Genomic DNA, 21,837 nt, shown 5'->3' with positions numbered 1-21,837 from the left:
AAGATAGATTAGGCGGGTCTAGGCTTCGCTAAAGTTTGAGGACCATTTGGATACAGCTACAAAAAAATTCCGCAGCACCGGGATGCTGCGGAATTTAATATTCAAATCAATATCCCCCGAAGGGAATCAGATTAGTAGCGGTAGTGATCAGGCTTGTAAGGACCGTCAACAGCAACGCTGATGTAATCGGCCTGTTCTTTGGAGAGAACATCAAGCTCTACACCGAGGCGTTCGAGGTGGAGTCTTGCAACTTCTTCGTCCAGTTTCTTGGAGAGAATCATTACTTTGGGCTCGTACTCGTTCTTGGCGAGGTCGATCTGAGCCAGAGCCTGGTTGGTGAAGCTGTTGGACATTACAAAGCTGGGGTGTCCGGTAGCGCAACCGAGGTTTACAAGGCGTCCTTCAGCAAGAACGATAACGGACTTGCCGGATTCCATAACCCATTTGTCAACCTGAGGCTTGATTTCGATCTTCTTGGCTGTCTTGCTGTCTTCAAGGTAGCCCATTTCAATTTCGTTATCAAAGTGACCGATGTTGCAGATGATTGCTTCATCTTTCATCTTGGAAATATGCTCGCCGGTGACAACGTGGTAGTTACCGGTGCAGGTAACGAAAACATCGCCGCGTTCAACAGCGTCGGCCATTTTGCATACTTCGAAACCTTCCATGGCAGCCTGCAGCGCGCAGATGGGATCGATTTCAGTAACCAGAACACGGGCACCGAAGCCGCGCATGGACTGGGCGCAACCTTTACCGACATCACCGTAACCGACAACAACAACGACCTTACCGGCGATCATTACGTCGGTAGCGCGCTTGATGCCGTCAGCAAGGGATTCACGGCAACCGTAGAGGTTGTCGAATTTGGACTTGGTAACGGAGTCGTTAACGTTGATTGCGGGGAAGAGCAGTTCGCCTGCTTCCTGCATCTGGTAGAGGCGGTGTACGCCGGTGGTGGTTTCTTCGGAAACGCCGCGTACTTTTTCTGCAATGGCAGTCCATTTGCCGGGATTTTCGGCAACGGAAAGCTTCAGGCGATCCAGAACGCACTGGAATTCTTTGTTATCGGTCTTCTCATCAAGGATGGAAGCGTCTTTTTCAGCCTTTACACCGTGGTGGATGAGCAGGGTTGCGTCGCCGCCGTCATCAACGATGAGATCGGGACCGGAACCGTCAGGCCAGGTCAGGGCCTGCTCGGTGCACCACCAGTATTCTTCGAGGGTTTCACCCTTCCATGCGAATACTTTTGCAGTGCCGTTTTCAGCGATGGCTGCTGCTGCATGGTCCTGAGTGGAAAAGATATTGCAGGAAGCCCAGCGGATATCAGCACCGAGAGCGTGCAGGGTCTCGATTAGCATTGCGGTCTGGATAGTCATGTGCAGGGAACCCATGACTTTGAGACCCTTAAGGGGCTTTTCTTTGCCATATTTCTCACGGATAGCCATGAGACCGGGCATTTCGCGTTCGGAAAGCTGCATTTCCTTGTTACCCCAGTCGGCAAGGGAAATGTCAGCAACTTTGTAATCAAGTTTAGAATCTACTTTAAGCATTGAAGCCTCCATTTAAGGGCGCACGGCCCAAATTTTTACTTACTTTTTCTCTGATATACATACAAGGACGGTCAGTCCTTCATTTACGGGATAACGGCGGACATCCATGGAGCCGAGCCCGGCATCCTTCATCCAGCCGCTGAGTTCTTCTTCTGTAAAACCGAGTCTGCGGTCACCGAATTCACTGCGCATACGCTCATTTGAGTGGGACAGAAAATCGGCAATGACCAGCTTGCCGCCGCTGGAAAGGGTCCGCGCTGCTTCGGCAACAGCCTTGTCCGGACGCGGCAGATGATGCAGGACCATGGAAATAAAAGTCAGGTCCGCCTCCCAGTCGCGCAGGGGCAGGTGGGTCAGTTCACCGATACGCAAACTCACGTCAGGATGGTTACCCAGACGTTTCTCCGCCAGCTCCAGCATCTTGGGAGAACTGTCCACACCGATGACTGTTTCGCATTTGGAAAGCAGGCTTTCCAGCAGGGAACCGTTTCCGCAACCGAGGTCAACCCCCACTTTGCAACGGTCCACAAGGGTAAGCAGCTCGCTGTCCAGATTAAATTCACCGAACACATCGCTCTGCAAACGCTCCCAGTCCTCGGCGATTTCATCAAAAAATTTACGGGTCTCAAGATTACGCTCAGCCAGCACTTTGGTTACCCGGTGGCGGTCTTCATCCACTTCAGGTTCGTTTTCAATGAGCCAGCTGATGGATTCCGCAAAACGGTTGCCGCTGCCGGACCGGGCCAGACGATAGAAATTCCAGAGCCCTTCCCTTCTGGACTCCAGAAGGCCGCTCTCATGCATGATTTTCAAATGACGGGACACACGGGGCTGGGACATGCCCAGAACCTGCACCACCTCACCAACATTGAGTTCGTTGTCCCGCAGCATGGCTAAAAGCCTGATACGAATCTCATCGGACAACGCCTTGCTGAACTTCAAAATTTCCATCAATTACCCCATCGACAAAACATAACGACATCTTTATATAACAAAATCTCAATCTGCACTACCCATAGTACAAGAAAGCGTCAAGCACTAATATAATATGACACCGATTCTGATCAGTCTGAAACCTTTTGCCAAGCGCGGATTTAGTGTATAAAGAACCTTCACCGAGAACATTACGGGTATATCATATAATATGGCAGCAAAGAAAAAATATAACGGCCCCCGCAAACGGGTTTTCCATCCCCGGCAGCGCAAAATCCGCCACATGGGTGAAGCCATGGGGGATTATGTCTCTTCCATGGACGGCGACTACAAGCTCATGATTCCAAGACTTTGGAAGGCATGGCCGGAACTTATGGGAGAGCTGTCCGAATTCGCCAAACCGCTGGGCCACCGCAAGCGCACGCTGATCCTTGCATCCGATGATTCGGTGGCTGCGCAAGAGCTGTCATACTTCGCCCCGGAGATTCTTGAGAGAATAAATTCATTTTTTGGCAAAGAAGTCTTTGACAAGGTGCTATTCGAACTGTTAAACGGCAGGGTTCCATTGGACGGGTACGAATTAAAGCGTACTGAGTTCAAGGACGCCAAGATCAAGAAACCCGGCAAAATCGGCGGGTTGAAAGACAAATTTGATCCAGAATCGGCGGTCGGAAGATGTTATCTTAAATACGTCCGCCTTTTTGAAAAATCATAATATTTCAGGGCACAAAGCCCACCTTAAGGAGGACAATATGAGTGATGAAACCCCCACCCTCGAGAGTCTTGAACTGAAGAAGCCCCTCGAAAAAATGACCACCAAAGACCTGCGCCAGCTCTGCATCGATAAAATGCCCCTGATCGCTGGTGCTTCCGGTATGGACAAAGACACCCTGATTTCCAACATCAAGGAATACCTCGGAATCGAGGAAGAAGAAGGCGCAGTTTCCCCTTACAAAGATCGCATCCTCAACATCAAAAGACAAATGAGAGAAATGCGTATCGAGAAAAAAGCTGTTACTGGCCGTAAAGAGCGCGCACAGCTTCGTCGCAAAATCAACCGCATGAAAAAGCAGACCCGCGCTCTCGCTAAGTCTGTATAATTATTTTATTTTCGAAATACTTTAATAATTTCGAAAATAGTTGTTGACAGGAAGAGTCATTCCAAATAAACACTCTTCTCGTTGCTGGGACATCGTTCAATTGGCAGGACGACGGGTTCTGGTTCCGTTAATCAAGGTTCGAGTCCTTGTGTCCCAGCCAACAACAAATTTTATGAGATGCGTCCCCATCGTCTAGCCTGGCCCAGGACACCGGCCTTTCACGCCGGCGACGGGGGTTCAAATCCCCCTGGGGACGCCACTTCATAAAAAAGACTTGAACTGCCAGACCAAGTCGACCTAAAAATCACGCTTCACGCTAAAAGGCCATAGTGAAGCAGGTACATATTCAAGATGCGTCCCCATCGTCTAGCCTGGCCCAGGACACCGGCCTTTCACGCCGGCGACGGGGGTTCAAATCCCCCTGGGGACGCCACGAAATTTCTAAGCCCGATTCGCAAGAATCGGGCTTTTTCGTTTTCTGTGTATCCAGCCAGAACAAAAAAACTTGCTCTAGAATATGAGAACATATAATTTACCGTGAAACTCATAAGTACTTCTTCACATTAAATCTTAGGAGATTTTATGCGCGTTCTGCTAAGCGGCGATTTTAACACACACGAGTTTCAATACGTAAAGGACAACAAGAACCTAAGCATTGATACGTACTCGCTTACAAACCGCACAGAAGACCTGCCGGACTTTATCCGTCAATGCAAAAAATATGATTTATTAATATTCAATATTACAGAGCAGATCACCACTGAGTTCATAAAGGATCTCCACGAACTGAATCTGCTTTCAGCTTTCTCCAATCTGACCTGCCGTAAAATCTTATGTTCGCAGGCCTCTGCTCAGACAGCAGCTCCCCCAGCTCAAAAATATTTCGACACTTATTATACAACACATTTCAGCAACGACAAATTACTGGCTAATATAGTTCTAAGCTGCGCTAATTCCAATGTGCCATTCACAGAATATTGTCGGTTAATGGAAAGCATAAACAATGAAAGCCTTTCCCTCAGCATGCATAGCACTACTCAAGAATTGGCTTCAATCACGGAACAGGCCAATAATGTTTTGGACTACTCCATTTACCAGCACCTTATGGTAAGTACTTTGTTTTCCCACCAAGCTGCCGGAGATCTTTCCGTAAAATTATACACCAAGCTCGCTGGAAACATATATCGGGACAACTTGGATTTCTTTGCGAAGACACATCTGTATGAATCAAATTTACAATTGCTTGACGGGTGCTACAGGACCATAGGTCTTCTTAATTGTCAGGATAATTTCACTTCCGGCGAGGCGACTTTTCTGCAGCAATATCTGGGGAGCATTTCCGACCCCACGATACTAGACATCGGTGCACACAATGGATCTTATTCTGCACTAGCAAAAAAGATTCAACCCTCAGCGAAAATTTACGCATTTGAACCGTCGCCAAAGACTTTTGCAAGACTACGAAGCAATGCCAAAGAACATAACTTTTTTTCTTTTGAAATAGGCTTTTCAAACAAAGAAGGCACCGCCAGACTTTACGACAGAACTGATTGCGACGGTTCAGAACATGCTTCACTTTACCGTGATGTGATCAGCGATATTCATTGCCAAGACTCCTACTCGGAAGAAATATCTATCACCACTGTTGATTCTTTTGCAGAAAAAGCGGGCTTATCCTTTATCGACTTATTAAAAATTGACACCGAAGGACATGAATATCAGGTTTTGCAAGGAGCAGCGAACATGCTTGCGCAAAATAAAATCAAGGCAATCCATTTTGAATTTAACGAGATGAATGTCTTCAGTCGTGTTTTTATGAAAGACTTCTATGAACTGCTCCCGGATTATTCATTTTACAGAATGCTCCCGGACGGACTCATACCTCTCGGGCCGTATAAACCGGCGACACATGAACTTTTTGCATTTCAAAACATTGCGGCATTGAACAATTCATTATTTCAATAGCAAAATGATGGCCTATGCCCTCCAGCTGACTTCATGACGCGTCGCCTTATCTATAATTATTTCTTCTCAGCCACTGCACCGGCCTTTCACGCCGGCGACGGGGTTCCCCCTTGGGGACGCCACGAAATTTCAAAGCCCGATTCGCGAGAATCGGGCTTTTTCGTTTTCTACGAACAACTCCCCTTCCTCACTTGCCCAAGCCTCTATCCATATGGTATGACTTAGTCATACCACAGGAGAATACCATGCCTAATGTCGAAAAAATCACCATAGCATTGACCCCGGAGCTTTCCGCACTGGTCAAAGAATCTGTCGAGCAGGGCGACTACGCTTCCACCAGCGAAGTCATTCGCGATGCCCTGCGGGACTGGAAGCATAAGCGCGCCCTCCGGGATAAAGAGATAGAGGAAATACGCAAGCTCTGGAAAGAGGGAATTGAAAGCGGGCCGGGGCGGTTTGGGAGTATAGATAAGTTGATTGGCGAGGCTAAGAATCGGCTTGAGGATGAACGGTAAGACTCATGGCGCAGTTCACACTCCTACGCAAAGCTGAAGATGACCTCATTGAGATATGGAAATATATTGCTGAAGACGATCAAGACGCTGCAACACGTACACTTCGCTCACTTGAAAAGAAATTTCATCTACTTGCTGCAAATACAAAGCTAGGCCCGGCAAGGCCGGACATTGCCCCGGATTTACGTTACTTTGTGGATGGCAATTATTTGATACTGTACCGCGAAGCTGGTGATGGTATTGAGATTGTTCGTGTGGTGCATGGGGCACGGAATCTAAAGGCACTTTTTGAGAATAAAAACAGTATTTAGCTTCTAGCCCTAAATACAGATTTTGACGGAGAAAAAATATGCTTCAAATGTTATCAACATTCGGATTAGGTGCCCTTACGGTTGCCGTTGTTCAATTCTTCATGACAATTTACCGTGATAAAAAGACACTTCAATTTCAAGAAAAGAAAGATGCATATTTAGGATTATTGGAAGCTTACCACTTAGCAGCAGTAAAACCATCACCAGAGGCAGCAAAGAACTTTGCGCTCTGGCAAATGCGTTGCGAACTTGTCGGCAATGAAGAAGTAGTTAAATCAATTCAAGAAATAGTTGATACGAATGAAGACTATGCAAAAAGATCTCTAGCTCATGAGAAAATGAAGAAAGCCATGAGAAAAGATTTAAAAGTAGCTTAGCACATCCCCCGCCCCCGCTCATAATACCCCCGCATCTCCTCCTCAGGCACCATACTCCCGCCAGTACACCAGACAAGATGCGTAGCCCGATCCATTTCCCCAGCCAATCCATGCAACGCAAGATATTCCTTATCCCCCAGCACACGGACAATTCCGGGAACACCTGCCACAGCGGAAGGTTCAAGAGCCAAATCCTCGCTATCAGCCATCATGGCCAGATAGCGATATAAATTCTCATCACTGACCGTATAAACCCCGTCCAGCAGTTCATGCATGGTCCGCCCCACAAAACCGGAAGGACGTCCTACGGCCAGACCGTCTGCGGCAGTGAGGTTATCGATTCCGAAATCCTGCACGCTGACCCCGTCATGCAATCCGGTATACAGTCCCAGAAGCATAGCCGGGGAATGAGTAGGTTCTGCAAAAATACAATGTACATTGTCCTGAAAAGCCAGCTTCAGGCCGAAAGCCACCCCGCCGGGACCGCCCCCAACACCGCAGGGCAGATAGGCAAACAAAGGATGATCCGCATCAACCACAATTCCCAGCTCAGCAAACTGTTCCTTGAGCCGTTCGGCAGCTACGGCATAACCCATGAAAAGGTTGATAGAATTTTCATCATCAACAAAATAACAACTGGAGTCGGAAGCAGCCTCTTTACGTCCCTCGGCCACGGCCAGACTGTAATCCGACTCATATTCCAACACATTCACGCCCTTGGAGCGCAACATATCTTTTTTCCACTGCCGGGCATCTGCGGACATATGCACGCTGACCTTGAACCCCAACTGCGCACCCATGATGCCGATGGAAAGCCCAAGGTTACCCGTAGACCCCACGGCAATGGAATATTTCCCGAAGAAGGAACGAAACTCATCTGAATCCAGAACAACGTAATTATCATCCAGTGCCAGCAATCCGGCCTCAACGGCCAGAAACTCAGCATGTTTCAAGACTTCGTAAATCCCGCCACGGGCTTTGATGGAACCGGAAATTGGTAAATGGCTATCGCATTTAGCGAGCAACCTACCGGGCAAAAATTGTCCAAACAACTCTTCCAGCACTCCTTTCATGGCCGTAATTTCCTGAACCGGAGATTCGATATGCCCGTTCGCTGCGGCTGTTTCCGGGAAAACTTTCGCAATATACGGGCTGAATCTTTCCAACCTGTCTGCAGCGTCCTGAACCTCAGCCCCGCCGAACGGAATGTTGAAAATAGTTTCCGCAAATTGCTTTGTACCGGGATTGAACCAACTCACTTCTTTAAGTGCTACCAGATCCGCGATGATCCGGTGTTCAGCGATCCACTCATCCATACTTCTGCCGTTGATTTTGTTGTCCTGCACAGCTTTCCCCCAAAAGATGATTTGTCAGGGCAACAATAGGGCATATCGAGATATTCACCAACCAAAATCCAGCCCCCTTCACTTTTTCCAAAAAAGTCTTATTTTCTTGTTGACAGTAACCCCGATTCTACATAAAAGGTTTTCTCCGCTGCTGGGACATCGTTCAATTGGCAGGACGACGGGTTCTGGTTCCGTTAATCAAGGTTCGAGTCCTTGTGTCCCAGCCAGCCAAATTTCTATCCGCTTCGCTAAAGTGTCAGGCCACTGAAACGGATATTTTAAGATGCGTCCCCATCGTCTAGCCTGGCCCAGGACACCGGCCTTTCACGCCGGCGACGGGGGTTCAAATCCCCCTGGGGACGCCATCAGCACTCAAGACTTAAAGTAACCAGCTTAAGTCTTTACATAACCGGCTTCGTAAGTAGTGATTCAGGCCACTGAAGCAGGTCCATATATTTAAGATGCGTCCCCATCGTCTAGCCTGGCCCAGGACACCGGCCTTTCACGCCGGCGACGGGGGTTCAAATCCCCCTGGGGACGCCACTTTTCCTAAAAAAAGGATTGAATCTTGCGATTCAATCCTTTTTTGCTTTCCGGGTCGGACAAAATTACTTGTTACCTGTGACCACACCGCTACGCTGTACAAATTTCACCTCCCCGTCCCGGTCTACATAAATCGCTTCCGGGAGCGCACTTAGTTTCTTAACGGCCATTATCCTGCCGTCCGCCGCCACTTTGATTACCCGCCGCTGCGAACTGGAAAGTACGTAGAGGGAATTATCCGGACACACGGCCAGACCGCTTATGCGCCCGAATCCGTCCGCAAAACGCACCCACTCTCCATCGCCGTACACAACATAAACAATGCCCTCATCCTGATCGGCTATGTAGTGGCTGCGCTTCCCCTCGGCCACCAGCATGCCCGCCGCAGACGGCTTTGCCGTCACACTCAATACAAACGCAAGAACAATCGCCGCAAGCGCACTCCGGCTCACAAATCCTGAAAAATACAATCCGTACATTTTGCTGACCTCCATTTAGTGTTTGATTAAACCTATGTCAGCATATAATACGAATCCAATACCATTTAACCATTCTTTAAGATCAAAAAGGTATCATTATGCGCATGCGTCAACTTCGCTACTTCATAGCCGTTGCAGAAGAACTCCATTTCGGAAAGGCTGCGGAAAGACTGCACATCCAGCAGCCGCCGCTGAGCAGACAGATTCAGAACATGGAAGAAGAACTGGATGTCCAGCTATTCAAACGCACCAACCGCAAAGTTGAACTGACCGATGAAGGCAGCTATTTCCTGCAGGAAGCCAAGGAAATGCTGGCCATCATGGACCGCTCCAGAACAACACTGCAAGCCATGGGCGACGGCACAGCGGGCAAGCTGCAAATCAGCTTTATCTATCTGGCTCTTTCCTCTTCATTTCCACAAATCATAGGCGATTTCATCAAACAATACCCGGATGTGGATGTCAGTCTCTACGACGAGAACACCTATTCTCAGGTCAACGCAGTAAAAGAAGGCACCCGCCATGTGGGCTTTGTGACCATGAATCTGGTAGATACCAAGGGCCTTGAAAGCATGACCGTGCACAAATCGACCACTTGCGCCGCCATCCCGGCAAGCCATCCCCTTGCTGAAAAAGATGTGCTGACCCTGAAAGATATCTCGGCACTGCCCTACATCTGCAGCACAGATTCATACTGCCGCATGCGTGTAAAAGAAATGCAGCGCATCTTCGCCCAACGAGACCTTGAGCTGAAAATAGGCATGCAGTACGAGCGCAAACATACCGGAAACGTCTTCGTAGCCGCCGGGCTGGGCTGGACCGTCATCAACACCGATTCCACCGGAACCATCCCCGACGGCATCGCCCTCAAGCCATTGGAGATTGAACTGCATCCCTTCGAGATCGGCATGATCTGGAATGCTGAACGCATAACCCCGCTGGTGCGCAATTTTATTGAGTTTTATCGGGAGCGGGTGGATGAGTGATGGTTTTGTGCTTGATTAGATTGCGGTGTTTATTCTAATCAGGATTTGATTAGAATAAACACCCAATGACAATTTCACTGCAAAGGATTTTTGATGCCACAATTTAGTGACTATATCGTCTATGTCGATGAAAGCGGTGACCATAGCCTCACTTCAATAAATAAAGACTACCCTGTTTTCGTCCTGTCATTTTGCGTCTTTCATAAAACGACCTATGCCAATAGCGTTGTTCCCGACTTGATAAACCTGAAATTCAAACACTTTGGGCATGACATGATTATTCTCCATGAAAGAGAAATAAGAAAACAAAAACGACCATTCAACATCTTGCGAGACAGAGAGTATCGCAACACATTCCTGAACGAACTGAGTTCTTTTGTAGAACAATCAGATTTCACGCTAATCTCTGTTGCAATAAACAAACTCAACTTAGTTTCGCAATACACAGATCCACAAAATCCATATGAAATGGCAATGAAGTATGGCTTGGAACGAATTTTCCATTTTTTGGAACAGAACAATCAAGAAAAATTAAAAACGACCTTTATATTCGAGAGCAGAGGAAACAGAGAAGACAAAGACTTGGAACTTGAATTCAGGAGAGTGTGCGATGGGGCCAACTGGAGGCAAATACCATTTCCGTTTAAGCTCAAAATGGCTTCCAAAAAATGCAATTCCTGCGGTTTGCAACTAGCAGATTTAACAGCACGCCCGATAGGACAACATGTTCTGAATCCTTTTAAAAGAAGCAGGGCTTTTGATGCACTGTCCCCCAAACTATATTCTTCTAATGGAAGTACTTATGGGTGGGGATTAAAAATATTTCCCCGATAAAAAAACGAAAGGCCCCAACGCCAAACGCTGAAGCCAAACGCCGATCGGGAACGCCCAATCCAGTTACTTATGAAGTAAGCATATCCTGACTCTATGTCAACTGGCATAATTTAAATTGTCAGCAGACATAATTTGAAAATTATCATAAAGGACCCCAACCATGCCCAACATCCCCACCCCAGACCAATGCGAACAAATCCTCGCCTCCCACAACACCCCGGAAGCGACCATAATCCACTCCCGAATGGTCCGCGACGTGGCCAGAAGCATCGGACGCGATTTGAAATGGCTGCGCGACCGGGGGCCGAACCTGGCCCAGATTACCGCAGCAGCCCTCTTACATGACATAGCCAAAGGACAGGCTGACCATGCTGCTGCCGGGGCAGAGATTTTACGCGGTGAAGGGTATGACGAGGTGGCGGATATAGTTGCCGCCCATAACGATCTTGAATATTCCGGCGAGCTTCCGGTCACTGAGAAAGAAATCGTCTTTATTGCCGACAAACTGGTCAAAGGCGACCAGATGGTCACAGTTATATATATGTATGACCACAAGATCGAAGCATGTGGGAATGACGCCCAAAAAGCAGCTGACCTGAAACGGCGCAAGAAAGCCGCCCTGCGCATCAAGACAGCTATTGAGCAGGAAACAGGCAAGAACCTCGAAGAACTGGCTATTGCCGAGAACTAATCTTTCCCACCGTAACTTATTTTCAAAAAAGCCCGTAATCAGAATTGGTTCCGGGCTTTTCTGCTAAATTCTTACTGGTCTTTCCCCACTATCAGGGTGTACGATATGGAACGACTTAGGAGATCTCAGGCAACTCAGTTGCAAAATCGTAACAACATCGCAACTTTTATGCTGCAATGTTCATTTAAACATTGATCGGATAAGCAAAACAGCAAATAATATTTCGTACATAAACAGACGAGCCTCTGGAGAACAGCTATGGCAAAGAAAAGTAAAATCGAAAAATATATCCAACCGGGAGAACTTCCGACTTTCCTGCGCAAAATGGCCGATGCCATTGAAAACGGAGCCTCGGAAGAGGATGCCTATCTGGTTATGATTGAGGGTTTTAAAAAGCTCAAAATCAACATCCGTAATGAATTCGGGCACACAGCGGTAAAGGTCACTGCCAAACCCATGCCTGCGGAAAAAGAAGACATTACTGAAAATGCAGCCCCGGATTCTGCAGAGAAAGAAAGCTCAGACAAGCCCAAATACAAAAATCTGAAAAAACGCATGAAAACTTCCTTCAAAGTCATCTTCAAATCCGTACATGCCGGAACCATCCCTCCTGCTCAGGTGGTGGAGGAATTCATGGCTGATTCACAGCTTATGATCAGCTATGAAGGCTACGGCGATGAGTACTATGATGAATACATGGCAGCATGTGACAGCTTTCAGCAGGCATGCAACGATTCAGACGTTGAAGCCGCCCACAAAGCCTGTGACGAAATCAACAGCATCACCGCACACTGCCATTCACGGTATAAATGAGAGGACAAAATGAACGCAGCAGCATCCTGCCCCGCGGCAGTAAAAGTATCCCCTGAAATCACAGATGATGATCGCCAACTCTTTCACGAGGTAATATCCACAGAACTTGCCGACTGGCAGATCGAACAGGTGGTCACCCCTTCCAAGGTGCATGCCCGGCAGGAAAACCTGCTGGCTGTACACTGGCACCCGGAATTCGTGCCCTTCAAATACATCACCCAGCGCGTGGACAGGATGTTCCCCAATGTGCACGACAAACTCATGATTCCCACCCAGCACAATGTGCTCATGAGCTATGGCGACTACACCGGGGTGGAAGTGGACTGCTATGCCAGCGGCTTCAACCAGAAAGTGCAGCTCCTGCTCCATTTCGAAAACGAAAAAGTGGAAAATGCCGACGTGCTCAAATCCATGCTGGCCCACACTTTCAAATACCGCTCCTCACAGCTTTTCCAGTACATGGACACCATCACCAAGCCCATGGAAGAACGCATTGGACTGGCGGCAAAATCCACCGGTGCGGATGAGGACCTTGTGGAAATGGTCCGGGTCTATGTGACCAAAATCCAGACCATGCTTGATGAAGAATGGTCCAGCGTGCCCAAGGATTCCATCAAGAACAAACTCCTGCGCAACTACTTTGATGCCATGCGTCCCAAATACGGCGACACCCTGATCAACCGCATTCAGGCATACCTCAAGGCGGTAAAAAAGCTGGTCAAAGCCGACTTCTCCCTGAAATTCTTCTACCGTGCTACCGAGGTAATCGAAGAAGCGCGCGCTCTCGGCGGTTGTGTGGTCATCCCCCACCCGGAAGAATTCTGGCCCATTCTGCTGGCAAAATACGATGTGGACGGCATCGAGGTCTGGAACCCGCAATCCCAGCGTTATACCGATTTCCTTATTTCCGTGGTCAACGAGCAGAACCTTTCCCGTCCTGCCGGGAGCAAAGAACTGCTCATCTTCATGGGCGACGACTGCCACATGAGCGAAAAGACCAAAACCGTCGAGACTCAGGACGCAGCCAAGGCTGCCCGCGAAATCGGCCTCCAGCCCGCATGGGATGACCTGAACATCAGGAAGAAGCTGATTGTGGCTGGAATCGACCGCCCCTCGGTAATTGAAGAGTACAAAGCCCGCATGGCCGGTTAGCAGACCTGCTTTCGTCATCGAATCTTTACATTGCTGCAATAATTAAAAATTCCCAGAGTGCTAGTAAGCAGCAAAACCTCTATGGAGAAATCTGATGGCCAGCGAAAAAAAATTCGTATTTGAATCACTTCAGGACGCGGATACCATCCGCACTTTCCTGCAATCCCTTGTTGATGGCTTTGAGTCCGGAACAATCAATCTTTCCACCAACGGTGATAACATTGAACTCCAACCGGAAGGTCTGCTCAATTTTACTGTTAAAGCGAAAAGAAAAGCAGGAAGCAACAAAATCAATATCAAGATCGGCTGGAAAGATTCCAGCGCGGAAGCTGACACAAATAACAAAACACTCAACATTGATACCTAGACATGCTCACATTTGAAGGATTGGATGAAAACTTCAAATTCCTCATCATTGAGGTTTTGAATCAGCTTAAGGCCACACGGGAATTCGTTAATTCACCTTCCCGTTCCCTGTTTCGCAAGATAACTTCACGGGAAGACTATATCGATAATCTTAAAACCGTGATTGAAAACAAAGCCTATTCACGCATCAACAGCACATTGGACCTCGACCCAAAACTGCTGAACAAGATCAGGGCCATTCAGCTCTCCTCAGTGAATCTGGAACGTATCGGCGACCATTGCGTCAATATCGTCAACCAGATGGCCTACCTTGAGGACAAAAGCTATGTGAACCGTTACGAGTGCGCAGAAGCATTCGACATCATTGAAGGTGCTGTAGGAAAAATCACTACAAGCTTCACTTCTGATGATATGCCCACGGCTCTTGAAATCTGCAAATCAGAAAACAGTCTGGATTCACTTTACAAGGATAATTTCAACCGCATCATGGCTGAAATGGGGAGCGGTAAGAATATCCCCAATTTAGTAACCTGCCTGTTCATTTTCCGCTATCTGGAACGCATTGGCGACGGGTTGCTTAACATCGGTGAAGCGATCATTTTTTCCATCCTCGGCGAACGCATCAAGATTGAGCAATTCGAATCCCTGCAGCAGACCCTGAGCGTTTCCGGCTATGAGGGATCATTCTCCGACATCGACTTTCAGGGTATCTGGGGCTCCCGCTCAGGGTGCCGCATCGGCCGGGTTCAAGCCAAGGACGATGACAACACGGACAATCCCCCGGTGGCACAGGGTAGCATCTATAAGGAAGGCAACCTCGATAAAATCAAACTCGAAAAGCAAAGCCTTGAACAATGGAACAAGCGTTTTCCGGGCATGGTTCCGGAAATATTCGGTTTCCATGAGACCAAAGATGAGAACAAAGGCTCCATGCTGGTCGAATTTCTGCCCGGCTGTACCCTCGACACCATGATCCTGACCTCGGACGACAATGATCTGGAAAACGGACTGTTCACTCTTGAGCAGACTCTGCGTCATGTCTGGACCAATACCATGAAGAAACAGCCCATCCGCACCACCTTCATGGAGCAGCTTAAATCCCGCCAGAACGGAGTCTTACAGGTTCACCCGGAATTCAACCGCAACGGACGCCAGATGGGCTCTGCGGAAATCATTTCATCCGCAGAGTTGCTGGATGAATGCGCGACCATTGAACAATCGCTTCCGGCACCGTTTACTGTATTCATTCACGGCGATTTCAACTGCAACAACGTTGTTTACAGTGCCCACGACGAAAGGGTCAGGTTCATCGACCTGCACCGTTCCCGCGATTTCGACTACATTCAGGACCTTTCCGTATTCCTCGTGTCCGGTTTCCGCATGCCTGTTTTCGAACGGCCCATCAGAAACAAGATCAACGCGGTGGTCTCGCGCATGTACAGCTTCGCTGAAGAATTCGCCAATGAATTCAACGATGAAACATGGCAGGCCCGTTTGTCACTAGCCTTGGCCCGTTCCTTCTACACTTCCACCCGCTTCGAATTCAACTACGCTTTTGCCAAGGAGATGTTCAACCGCTCCATGTTCCTGCTGGAAAAAATGAACCGCTACAGCGGTAAATGGAATAACTTTATTCTGCCCGAAGACATTCTTCACTACTAAACAAGCTAATTGAAGGTGCAAACTATGAAAATAGGTGTAATCGGCCTTAAGGGCGCATGGTCATCCGAACAACTTGCCAAAGCAGTGACCGAAAAAACCGGCCGGGAAACAAAGATTTTTGAAATGCAGGACGTGCGTCTGGACCTGCCCTCCGGGCGGGCCATGGTGGAAGGTGAAGATCTCTCCACTTACGATGCGCTGATCATAAAAAAGATAGGCAAGCAGTACTCCCCGGACCTGCTGGACCGTCTTGAAATGCTGCGCATGCTCGAAGGGCGCGGGGTAAAATTCTTCTCCTCCCCCTACTCCATCCTGCGCGTGCTGGACCGTCTGACCTGCACCATCTCCCTGCAGCTGGGCGATATCCCCATGCCCCCGACCACCATCACCGAGGACGTGGATCACGCGCTGGCCGCAGTGGAAGAATACGGCGAAGCTGTTTTCAAGCCGCTCTACAGCACCAAGGCCAGAGGCATGTTCGTACTGAAGCCCGGCCCCGATGCCCGCAGGACCATTGAGGAATACCACAAGGAGTACAACACCATGTACATCCAGAAGACCATCGACCTCAATGACTCCGATCTCGGTATCGTATTCCTCGGCGGTGAGTACCTGACCACTTACGCCCGCTGCAAGACCACCGATTCGTGGAATACCACCACAGTCAACGGTGGCAAGTACGCACCCGTTGATCCTCCGCAGGAAATCATCGACCTCGCCCGGAAAGCACAGGCCATCTTCAATCTTGACTTCACCTGTGTGGACGTGGCCATCACTCCTGACGGTCCCTTTATTTTCGAAGTATCGGCTTTCGGCGGTTTCCGCGGCCTGCTCGATGCACGCGGCATCGACGCTGCAGCCCATTACGTAGACTATGTAATTGAAAAGGTGAAAAAATAATGAACCAGTCCGCAATGACCAGATCCGCAATTGTTAAAAAGTACCGCAGCGAATTCCCGGCAACCGAGTCCATTTTCATAGACTTCGGCGGCTGCGTAATCGAAACCCGGGTCAACAACTCCGACCTGCTGGCCGATCTGAACAACTACTTCAAAGAATTTCTCGCAGATACCGATAAAGGCGACATCCTGATCACCGCCCACGAATGTCCGGCAGTGGACCTTGGCCTTGAGTACACCGTCAAGCAGCCTGATCCGGGTAAGGCTAAGATCAAGGAAGAGTTCTACAACCTTCCCGATGGCCGCGTAGTCTATAAAAGGCTGACCGGAATGGTCTTCGTTTTCGGCGAAGGTGAAAACATCGCCATGGGTCCCTGCATTGAAAACTCCAATCAGGTCATCAACTTCATCAACAACCGCTTCATTGAATACAAACTCAACAGCGGCAACTTCCTCGGCCATGCTGCCGGTGTTATTGAAAACGGTCGCGGCATCGCCATGGCCGGATTCTCCGGCATGGGCAAATCAACCCTCGCCCTGCACCTCATGAGCCGCGGCACAACTTTCGTCAGCAACGACCGGGTCATGGCTGAAGAGAACGCCGAGGGTAACGGTAAATCCCTGACCATGTACGGCGTTGCCAAGCAGCCGCGCATCAACCCCGGCACCGCGCTGAACAACCCCGACCTCTCCTGCATCGTGGCCCCTGAAGACAAGGAAAAATTCCTCGCCATGCCCAAGGAAGAACTTTGGGAACTGGAACACAAATACGATGCCCTCATCGATGAATGCTACGGCAAAAACAAGTTCGTGCTCAAAGCTCCCTTAAGCGCACTGGTCATTCTCAACTGGCAGCGCGACAATTCCGAAACCGTAATCAAGGTCGTTGACCCCAAGGAACGCAAATACCTGCTGCCCGCGTTCATGAAAGGAACCGGACTCTTCTACCTGCCCGATTCCCCTGAAAAGGAAGATGATCCCGATGTTGACGCCTATGCCGAAATGCTGGCAAAAACAACTCTCATTGAGATCAGCGGCGGTGTGGATTTCGACAAAGCCGCAGATGCCTGTCTGACGTTTATGAAGGACGGGAAAATATAATTTTTAGGCAAACAAAAAATGCGCATCAAAATAAAACGTGAAGTACGGGTACCGGACCCGATCAAGCTGGAACGGTACCGCAGAACACCGGACCTCGGTCCCAAGCTTCTATTTTTCAGCGGCGGTACTGCGCTTAAAAAGACTTCCACCGTACTGACCCAGTACACCCACAATTCCATTCACGTGATCACCCCCTTTGATTCCGGGGGCAGTTCGGCTGTTATCCGTAACCAGTTCAAAATGTTCGGCATCGGCGACATTCGCAACAGGCTCATGGCCCTTGCGGACCAGTCCGTGCTGGGCAACCCTGAAATTTATAAGCTTTTCTCCTACCGCCTGCCCAAAGATGCGGACGACAACGAATTGCGTGCGGAATTCGAAGAAATGATGGAATGTAAACACCCGCTGGTGCGCGATATTCCGTCCCCCATGCGCAAGATCATCCGCAACCATTTCATCCAGTTTGCAAACGTCATGGATGACTTCAACCTGCGCGGAGCCAGCATCGGCAACCTTATTCTCACCGCCGGATATATCAACAACCGCAGACACATCGACCCGGTGATCTTTATTTTTTCCAAGCTGGTTGAGGTGCGCGGCATTGTGCGCCCCACTGTAAACAAAGATATCCATCTGGCTGCCGAGCTGGAAGACGGGACCTTTGTGGTCGGCCAGCACCTGCTGACAGGCAAGGAAGCATCGCCCATCGGCTCCGGCATTAAAAAATTGTGGCTGGCCGAACATCTGGAAGACTCCACCCCCTGTACGATCCAGATCCGCAACAAAATGCGCAAGCTGATCAAAAGCGCGGAGCTCATCTGCTATCCGCTGGGCAGCTTCTATTCCAGCGTAGTGGCCAACCTGCTGCCCGAAGGCATCGGCACAGCTATCAGCGAAAACCGCTGCCCGAAAATTTTCACCCCCAACACCGGAACCGACCCGGAACTGAAAGGCCATTCACTGAGCGACCAGATCCACAAATTACTTTATTACCTGCGTAAGGACGACCCGGAAAATATCGCTGTAAGCGACGTTTTGAATTTTATCCTTGTGGACTCGGTAAACGGAATCTACCCCGGTGGAATCGATAAGAAAGAAATAAACAAACTCGGTATTCGGGTAATCGACTGCGAGCTTGTCAGTGAAAAAAGCACCCCTTATCTGGACCCGCTTCTTCTCTCGCAAGCCCTGCTCTCACTGACCTGATAACCGCATAAAAAGGCAGGTTCATTATGGGTAAAGAAGGAAAAGCCAAGGTCAGTCTGAAAAAGACAGTCGGACAGGAAGAAGCCATTGCCATTCTGGAAGACATCCTTAAAAGCTTCAAAGCCGGGAACATGGTTATCCAGAACGGTGAGGAATCAGTCACCCTGCTCCCCTCCGATGAAATCAACATGGAAATCAAGGCCAAAACCAAGAAGCTGAAAAACAAACTCAGCATGAAGCTCTCATGGAAAGCCGCTCCCGTAGAAGCTGAGTCCGCAAACCAGAAGACTGAACCGGAAAATCAAGCTCCTGAATCTGATTCAGGCAAAGCCAGAGTGGTCAAAAAAGCCGACAAATAGACTCTTATATTTAAACGAACAACAGCTCCCCGTGGCCATGGCTGCGGGGAATTCATTTTTTAATCTCAGTTGCCGGCTATGGATGGACAATCTTTTCAATGGTGCCATCTGATTTCATCTTATCCAGCACCTCGTTAAGCTTCGGAACGAGGGCAACATGAGGAGATTTTCTGGAAACAGCCATATAAACATGGCCGACTGCAATCGGCTTTTCCGCCCTCGAAAACATGCCTTGAAATTCAGGATACTTCTCCATTAGATAATTGAACCGGAACTCATTGCTCAGAACTAAATCAACCCAACCCTTGGAGAGCATGACAAGACCGGACTTAACACTTTGAATTTCAATTATTTTCAATGGAATTTCTACTACTGCATTTGTAAATTCCTGCCCATACTTGAATCCACGCTGACTTCCTATTGTATAAGGCTTCAAATCGGCCCACGTCTCCCATTCAACTCTGCCTAAGATATCGGGATTGTAGTAAATATACGTCGGAATGGAGAGATACGGGTCTGTAAATTCTGCATAAACCTCCCTCTCGGCGTTTTTGATAGTCATAAAACAACCGTCAAAAACACCATGTTCGGTATACTTAAGGCAACGCTTAAAGGGCAGGGCTTCCATATGGACAGTTATACCGGAACGGCGTGACAGCTCATTCATAATATCCACAGCCAAGCCACCGATATCAGTAGGGGAATCTCCATTCTTAATCGTCCACGGCGGAGAATCAGCCGAACAAAGAGTTAACTTATCCTGAGCATGCACTGGCAGGGAGGTTAAAAACAAAATTATTATCCACAAACAAGGAATTAGCTTTTTCATTTTATTAATATGCCTGAATATGACTAACAGGGCAATTAGAAGCGAGACCGCCCTCAGTCACATTGACTTTCCCCATCTACCCCTTACCTATATAGTAGGAAGGTACGTGTTTTTATCAAGCCCAACGTAATTGTACAGCCGCAAGGAGGGCCAAATGAAGTTCAATACTGTTAAAACTTTGTTTGTCATTGTTCTGGCGGCTGCAATGCTTATTTTTGCAACCGTCGCCCACGGCTCCAGTTTCAAGTTCGTGATGGAAAACAAAGGTAAGACATGGGAACTCGGCAATAATAACTATCTGGGTTCCATCGGATTCTCCAAACTGGAAGCCACCGACACCTTCACTATCGGCGACATTGACTCTCATATTGACCATGGTGTCACAGTCCGCTTCTACGCCGGAAAAGGAATGGTCGGCTACAACGAATACAGCCCGCTCACCGCTCAGTCCGTCTTCGACTACACCTCAATCGCCGGGATGCAGACCATTGAAAACGCTTTCTACGTAGAATTTGAACCCAAGAAGATTCGCTTCGCCCACTTTAATTACGGCGGACACAAGAACCTGCATGCCAACGGCAAGATGGGATTTATGGAGTCAGTTCCCGCGCCCGTCCCCATTCCCGCCACATGGATGCTCGCAGCAGCAGGACTCCTGCTCGTTACCGCAGTCAAACGAATCAAAGCCTGATCACTCTGCCCCGGCCACAAGCCGGGGCTTTTTTTTACGCTGGTCAAACCATGAATAATGCTTATCTTTTCCGAACTCCCAATCAAATTAACGAAAACAATCACAGGATATGAATATGCTGCCAGTTGTAATTGATGCGGCCCTCTGCAAAAAAGACGAGCTTTGCGTTCACGAATGCCCCCTCTCCGTACTGACCGTGGAAGAAAAAGGAACGGTTCCCACGGTCCATCCCAAAAAAGCCGGCTACTGCATAAACTGCGGGCACTGCATGGCAATCTGTCCCACCGGGGCCATCACCCTGAGTGCATTTGATGGACGGCAGGCAACACCCTTTGCCAAAGAAAATCTGCCTGAGCCGGACGCAGTTGAAGGCCTGATCAAAAGCCGCCGCTCCATCCGCAAATTCAAGAAAAAGCCAATCACTGCCACAGAAATCGGCGAGCTGATCCATATTTCCGCCTATGCCCCTTCGGGGCACAATGCCCAGCCGGTTTCATGGACCGTGCTCGATACCCCTAAAAAAGTTCATGAACTTGGTGAAGTGGTCGTTGAATGGATGCAGGAAATGGTACGCCAGAAAAATCCGCTGGCTGAAAAACTCTTTCTGGCCGGACTGGTCAATGCATGGAAGAAAGGAAATGACGTAATCTGCCGCAATGCTCCTGCCATAGCAGTTGCATGGGCACCCAAGCTGGGTATTACCCCGCAGGCGGATACAGTCATCGCCACCAACACTCTTGAGCTTGCCGCCCACGCCAGAGGATACGGCACCTGCTGGGCCGGATACGTTGTACTGGCTGCTGCATACAGCCCGAAAGTTCTGGATTTTCTCGGTATACCCGAAGGACACATGGCCCACGGGGCATTATTCTTAGGACACCCGGCTGTAAAATACAGGGCAATCCCGCCCCGGCATGAAGCAGTCGCAGAAGAAATAGATGGAAAATATATTTTCAAGGCAAAACCAAATACGCATTAAGAAATGCCTAGTACGTCTTGATTGACGTTGTTTAACCAATTAAACAGTTGTAATTTTGCATGGCAGACCGATTTTGCCTTGGTTTTTTAAGACCGTGCCGGAGCTTGGGTCGTCATGCTTTGTTCTTCTAACCCGAACCGTTGCTTGGGA

General features: G+C 48.8%; 24 protein-coding genes and 6 tRNA genes. 25 read left to right on the top strand and 5 right to left on the bottom strand.

Annotated elements, in window-relative coordinates; all coding sequences use genetic code 11:
* Window positions 1-131 precede the first annotated feature (131 nt).
* Window positions 132-1,550: an adenosylhomocysteinase gene (gene ahcY / locus FMR86_RS18565; protein WP_163352896.1), complete on the bottom strand. Its 1,419-nt coding sequence runs from the start codon at window positions 1,548-1,550 to the stop codon at window positions 132-134.
* Between the two features lie 39 nt (window positions 1,551-1,589).
* A complete protein-coding gene (locus tag FMR86_RS18560) occupies window positions 1,590-2,501 on the bottom strand; it encodes a metalloregulator ArsR/SmtB family transcription factor (protein ID WP_163352895.1) in 912 nt (303 codons plus the stop codon).
* A 193-nt stretch (window positions 2,502-2,694) separates the two neighbouring features.
* Here FMR86_RS18560 and FMR86_RS18555 point away from each other — a divergent pair, with 193 nt between their 5' ends.
* The 9 genes from FMR86_RS18555 to FMR86_RS18515 all read left to right on the top strand — a co-directional run bounded on the left by FMR86_RS18555 (window position 2,695) and on the right by FMR86_RS18515 (window position 6,751).
* Window positions 2,695-3,198, top strand: coding sequence for a DUF721 domain-containing protein (locus FMR86_RS18555; RefSeq protein WP_163352894.1), 504 nt, complete (start codon window positions 2,695-2,697; stop codon window positions 3,196-3,198).
* Window positions 3,199-3,235: 37 nt separating this feature from the next.
* A complete protein-coding gene (locus tag FMR86_RS18550; RefSeq protein WP_163352893.1) occupies window positions 3,236-3,583 on the top strand; it encodes a hypothetical protein in 348 nt (115 codons plus the stop codon).
* Window positions 3,584-3,668: 85 nt separating this feature from the next.
* Window positions 3,669-3,743, top strand: a tRNA-Gln gene (locus FMR86_RS18545).
* Window positions 3,744-3,764: 21 nt separating this feature from the next.
* A tRNA-Glu gene (locus FMR86_RS18540) sits at window positions 3,765-3,842 on the top strand.
* A 96-nt stretch (window positions 3,843-3,938) separates the two neighbouring features.
* Window positions 3,939-4,016, top strand: a tRNA-Glu gene (locus FMR86_RS18535).
* Window positions 4,017-4,165: 149 nt separating this feature from the next.
* Window positions 4,166-5,548, top strand: coding sequence for an FkbM family methyltransferase (locus FMR86_RS20460; protein WP_203545006.1), 1,383 nt, complete (start codon window positions 4,166-4,168; stop codon window positions 5,546-5,548).
* A 245-nt stretch (window positions 5,549-5,793) separates the two neighbouring features.
* A complete protein-coding gene (locus tag FMR86_RS18525) occupies window positions 5,794-6,063 on the top strand; it encodes a type II toxin-antitoxin system ParD family antitoxin (RefSeq protein ID WP_163352892.1) in 270 nt (89 codons plus the stop codon).
* Window positions 6,064-6,068: 5 nt separating this feature from the next.
* Window positions 6,069-6,374, top strand: a complete 306-nt coding sequence (locus FMR86_RS18520; RefSeq protein ID WP_163352891.1) for a type II toxin-antitoxin system RelE/ParE family toxin — start codon at window positions 6,069-6,071, stop codon at window positions 6,372-6,374.
* Between the two features lie 38 nt (window positions 6,375-6,412).
* Entirely contained in the window at window positions 6,413-6,751 is a 339-nt protein-coding gene (locus FMR86_RS18515; RefSeq protein WP_163352890.1) for a hypothetical protein, read from the top strand.
* On the opposite strand, the gene FMR86_RS18510 is transcribed toward FMR86_RS18515, so the two are convergent.
* Window positions 6,748-8,097 (bottom strand): D-serine ammonia-lyase, encoded by a 1,350-nt coding sequence (locus FMR86_RS18510; protein WP_373682504.1) that lies wholly within the window; start codon window positions 8,095-8,097, stop codon window positions 6,748-6,750. The two genes, FMR86_RS18515 and FMR86_RS18510, sit on opposite strands and share 4 nt — an antisense overlap.
* A gap of 152 nt (window positions 8,098-8,249) precedes the next feature.
* Between FMR86_RS18510 and FMR86_RS18505 the strand changes: the two genes are divergently transcribed.
* The 3 genes from FMR86_RS18505 to FMR86_RS18495 all read left to right on the top strand — a co-directional run bounded on the left by FMR86_RS18505 (window position 8,250) and on the right by FMR86_RS18495 (window position 8,640).
* Window positions 8,250-8,324, top strand: a tRNA-Gln gene (locus tag FMR86_RS18505).
* 60 nt (window positions 8,325-8,384) lie between these two features.
* A tRNA-Glu gene (locus FMR86_RS18500) sits at window positions 8,385-8,462 on the top strand.
* Between the two features lie 100 nt (window positions 8,463-8,562).
* Window positions 8,563-8,640 (top strand) — tRNA-Glu (locus FMR86_RS18495).
* Between the two features lie 65 nt (window positions 8,641-8,705).
* Here FMR86_RS18495 and FMR86_RS18490 read toward each other — a convergent pair.
* Complete coding sequence (locus FMR86_RS18490) at window positions 8,706-9,119, bottom strand: hypothetical protein (RefSeq protein ID WP_163352889.1); 414 nt, start codon at window positions 9,117-9,119, stop codon at window positions 8,706-8,708.
* Window positions 9,120-9,217: 98 nt separating this feature from the next.
* Here FMR86_RS18490 and FMR86_RS18485 point away from each other — a divergent pair, with 98 nt between their 5' ends.
* The 11 genes from FMR86_RS18485 (at window position 9,218) to FMR86_RS18435 (ending at window position 19,188) form a co-directional block, all read left to right on the top strand.
* Window positions 9,218-10,105 carry a LysR family transcriptional regulator gene (locus tag FMR86_RS18485; RefSeq protein WP_163352888.1) on the top strand — a complete coding sequence of 296 codons (888 nt, stop codon included), beginning with the start codon at window positions 9,218-9,220 and terminating at the stop codon, window positions 10,103-10,105.
* Window positions 10,106-10,198: 93 nt separating this feature from the next.
* Entirely contained in the window at window positions 10,199-10,939 is a 741-nt protein-coding gene (locus FMR86_RS18480; protein ID WP_163352887.1) for a DUF3800 domain-containing protein, read from the top strand.
* A gap of 160 nt (window positions 10,940-11,099) precedes the next feature.
* Complete coding sequence (locus FMR86_RS18475) at window positions 11,100-11,630, top strand: HD domain-containing protein (RefSeq protein WP_163352886.1); 531 nt, start codon at window positions 11,100-11,102, stop codon at window positions 11,628-11,630.
* 258 nt (window positions 11,631-11,888) lie between these two features.
* Complete coding sequence (locus FMR86_RS18470) at window positions 11,889-12,443, top strand: GAK system XXXCH domain-containing protein (protein ID WP_163352885.1); 555 nt, start codon at window positions 11,889-11,891, stop codon at window positions 12,441-12,443.
* A 9-nt stretch (window positions 12,444-12,452) separates the two neighbouring features.
* A complete protein-coding gene (locus FMR86_RS18465; RefSeq protein ID WP_163352884.1) occupies window positions 12,453-13,595 on the top strand; it encodes a hypothetical protein in 1,143 nt (380 codons plus the stop codon).
* Window positions 13,596-13,689: 94 nt separating this feature from the next.
* Window positions 13,690-13,962, top strand: coding sequence for an amphi-Trp domain-containing protein (locus tag FMR86_RS18460; RefSeq protein WP_163352883.1), 273 nt, complete (start codon window positions 13,690-13,692; stop codon window positions 13,960-13,962).
* 2 nt (window positions 13,963-13,964) lie between these two features.
* Window positions 13,965-15,623 carry a PhoU domain-containing protein gene (locus FMR86_RS18455; protein ID WP_163352882.1) on the top strand — a complete coding sequence of 553 codons (1,659 nt, stop codon included), beginning with the start codon at window positions 13,965-13,967 and terminating at the stop codon, window positions 15,621-15,623.
* Between the two features lie 24 nt (window positions 15,624-15,647).
* Window positions 15,648-16,523 (top strand): GAK system ATP-grasp enzyme, encoded by an 876-nt coding sequence (locus FMR86_RS18450; RefSeq protein ID WP_163352881.1) that lies wholly within the window; start codon window positions 15,648-15,650, stop codon window positions 16,521-16,523.
* Window positions 16,523-17,623, top strand: a complete 1,101-nt coding sequence (locus FMR86_RS18445) for an HprK-related kinase B (protein WP_163352880.1) — start codon at window positions 16,523-16,525, stop codon at window positions 17,621-17,623. Before FMR86_RS18450 ends, FMR86_RS18445 begins: the two co-directional genes overlap by 1 nt.
* 18 nt (window positions 17,624-17,641) lie before the next feature.
* The gene (locus tag FMR86_RS18440) at window positions 17,642-18,829 is read left to right on the top strand and encodes a GAK system CofD-like protein (RefSeq protein WP_163352879.1); all 1,188 of its coding nucleotides are present in this window, start codon (window positions 17,642-17,644) and stop codon (window positions 18,827-18,829) included.
* A 26-nt stretch (window positions 18,830-18,855) separates the two neighbouring features.
* Entirely contained in the window at window positions 18,856-19,188 is a 333-nt protein-coding gene (locus FMR86_RS18435) for an amphi-Trp domain-containing protein (RefSeq protein ID WP_163352878.1), read from the top strand.
* Window positions 19,189-19,264: 76 nt separating this feature from the next.
* Here the strand turns inward: FMR86_RS18435 and FMR86_RS18430 are convergent, their stop codons facing one another.
* A complete protein-coding gene (locus FMR86_RS18430; RefSeq protein WP_163352877.1) occupies window positions 19,265-20,017 on the bottom strand; it encodes an ABC transporter substrate-binding protein in 753 nt (250 codons plus the stop codon).
* A 154-nt stretch (window positions 20,018-20,171) separates the two neighbouring features.
* Between FMR86_RS18430 and FMR86_RS18425 the strand changes: the two genes are divergently transcribed.
* The gene (locus FMR86_RS18425) at window positions 20,172-20,708 is read left to right on the top strand and encodes a hypothetical protein (RefSeq protein ID WP_163352876.1); all 537 of its coding nucleotides are present in this window, start codon (window positions 20,172-20,174) and stop codon (window positions 20,706-20,708) included.
* A 115-nt stretch (window positions 20,709-20,823) separates the two neighbouring features.
* Window positions 20,824-21,687 (top strand): nitroreductase family protein, encoded by an 864-nt coding sequence (locus FMR86_RS18420; protein ID WP_163352875.1) that lies wholly within the window; start codon window positions 20,824-20,826, stop codon window positions 21,685-21,687.
* Window positions 21,688-21,837: the final 150 nt, after the last annotated feature.

It is taken from the genome of Desulfovibrio sp. JC010 (genome assembly GCF_010470675.1).
GTDB lineage: Bacteria > Desulfobacterota > Desulfovibrionia > Desulfovibrionales > Desulfovibrionaceae > Maridesulfovibrio.
Note: the sequence above shows the minus strand (reverse complement) of the source record. Positions and strands in the feature narration are given on the sequence as shown.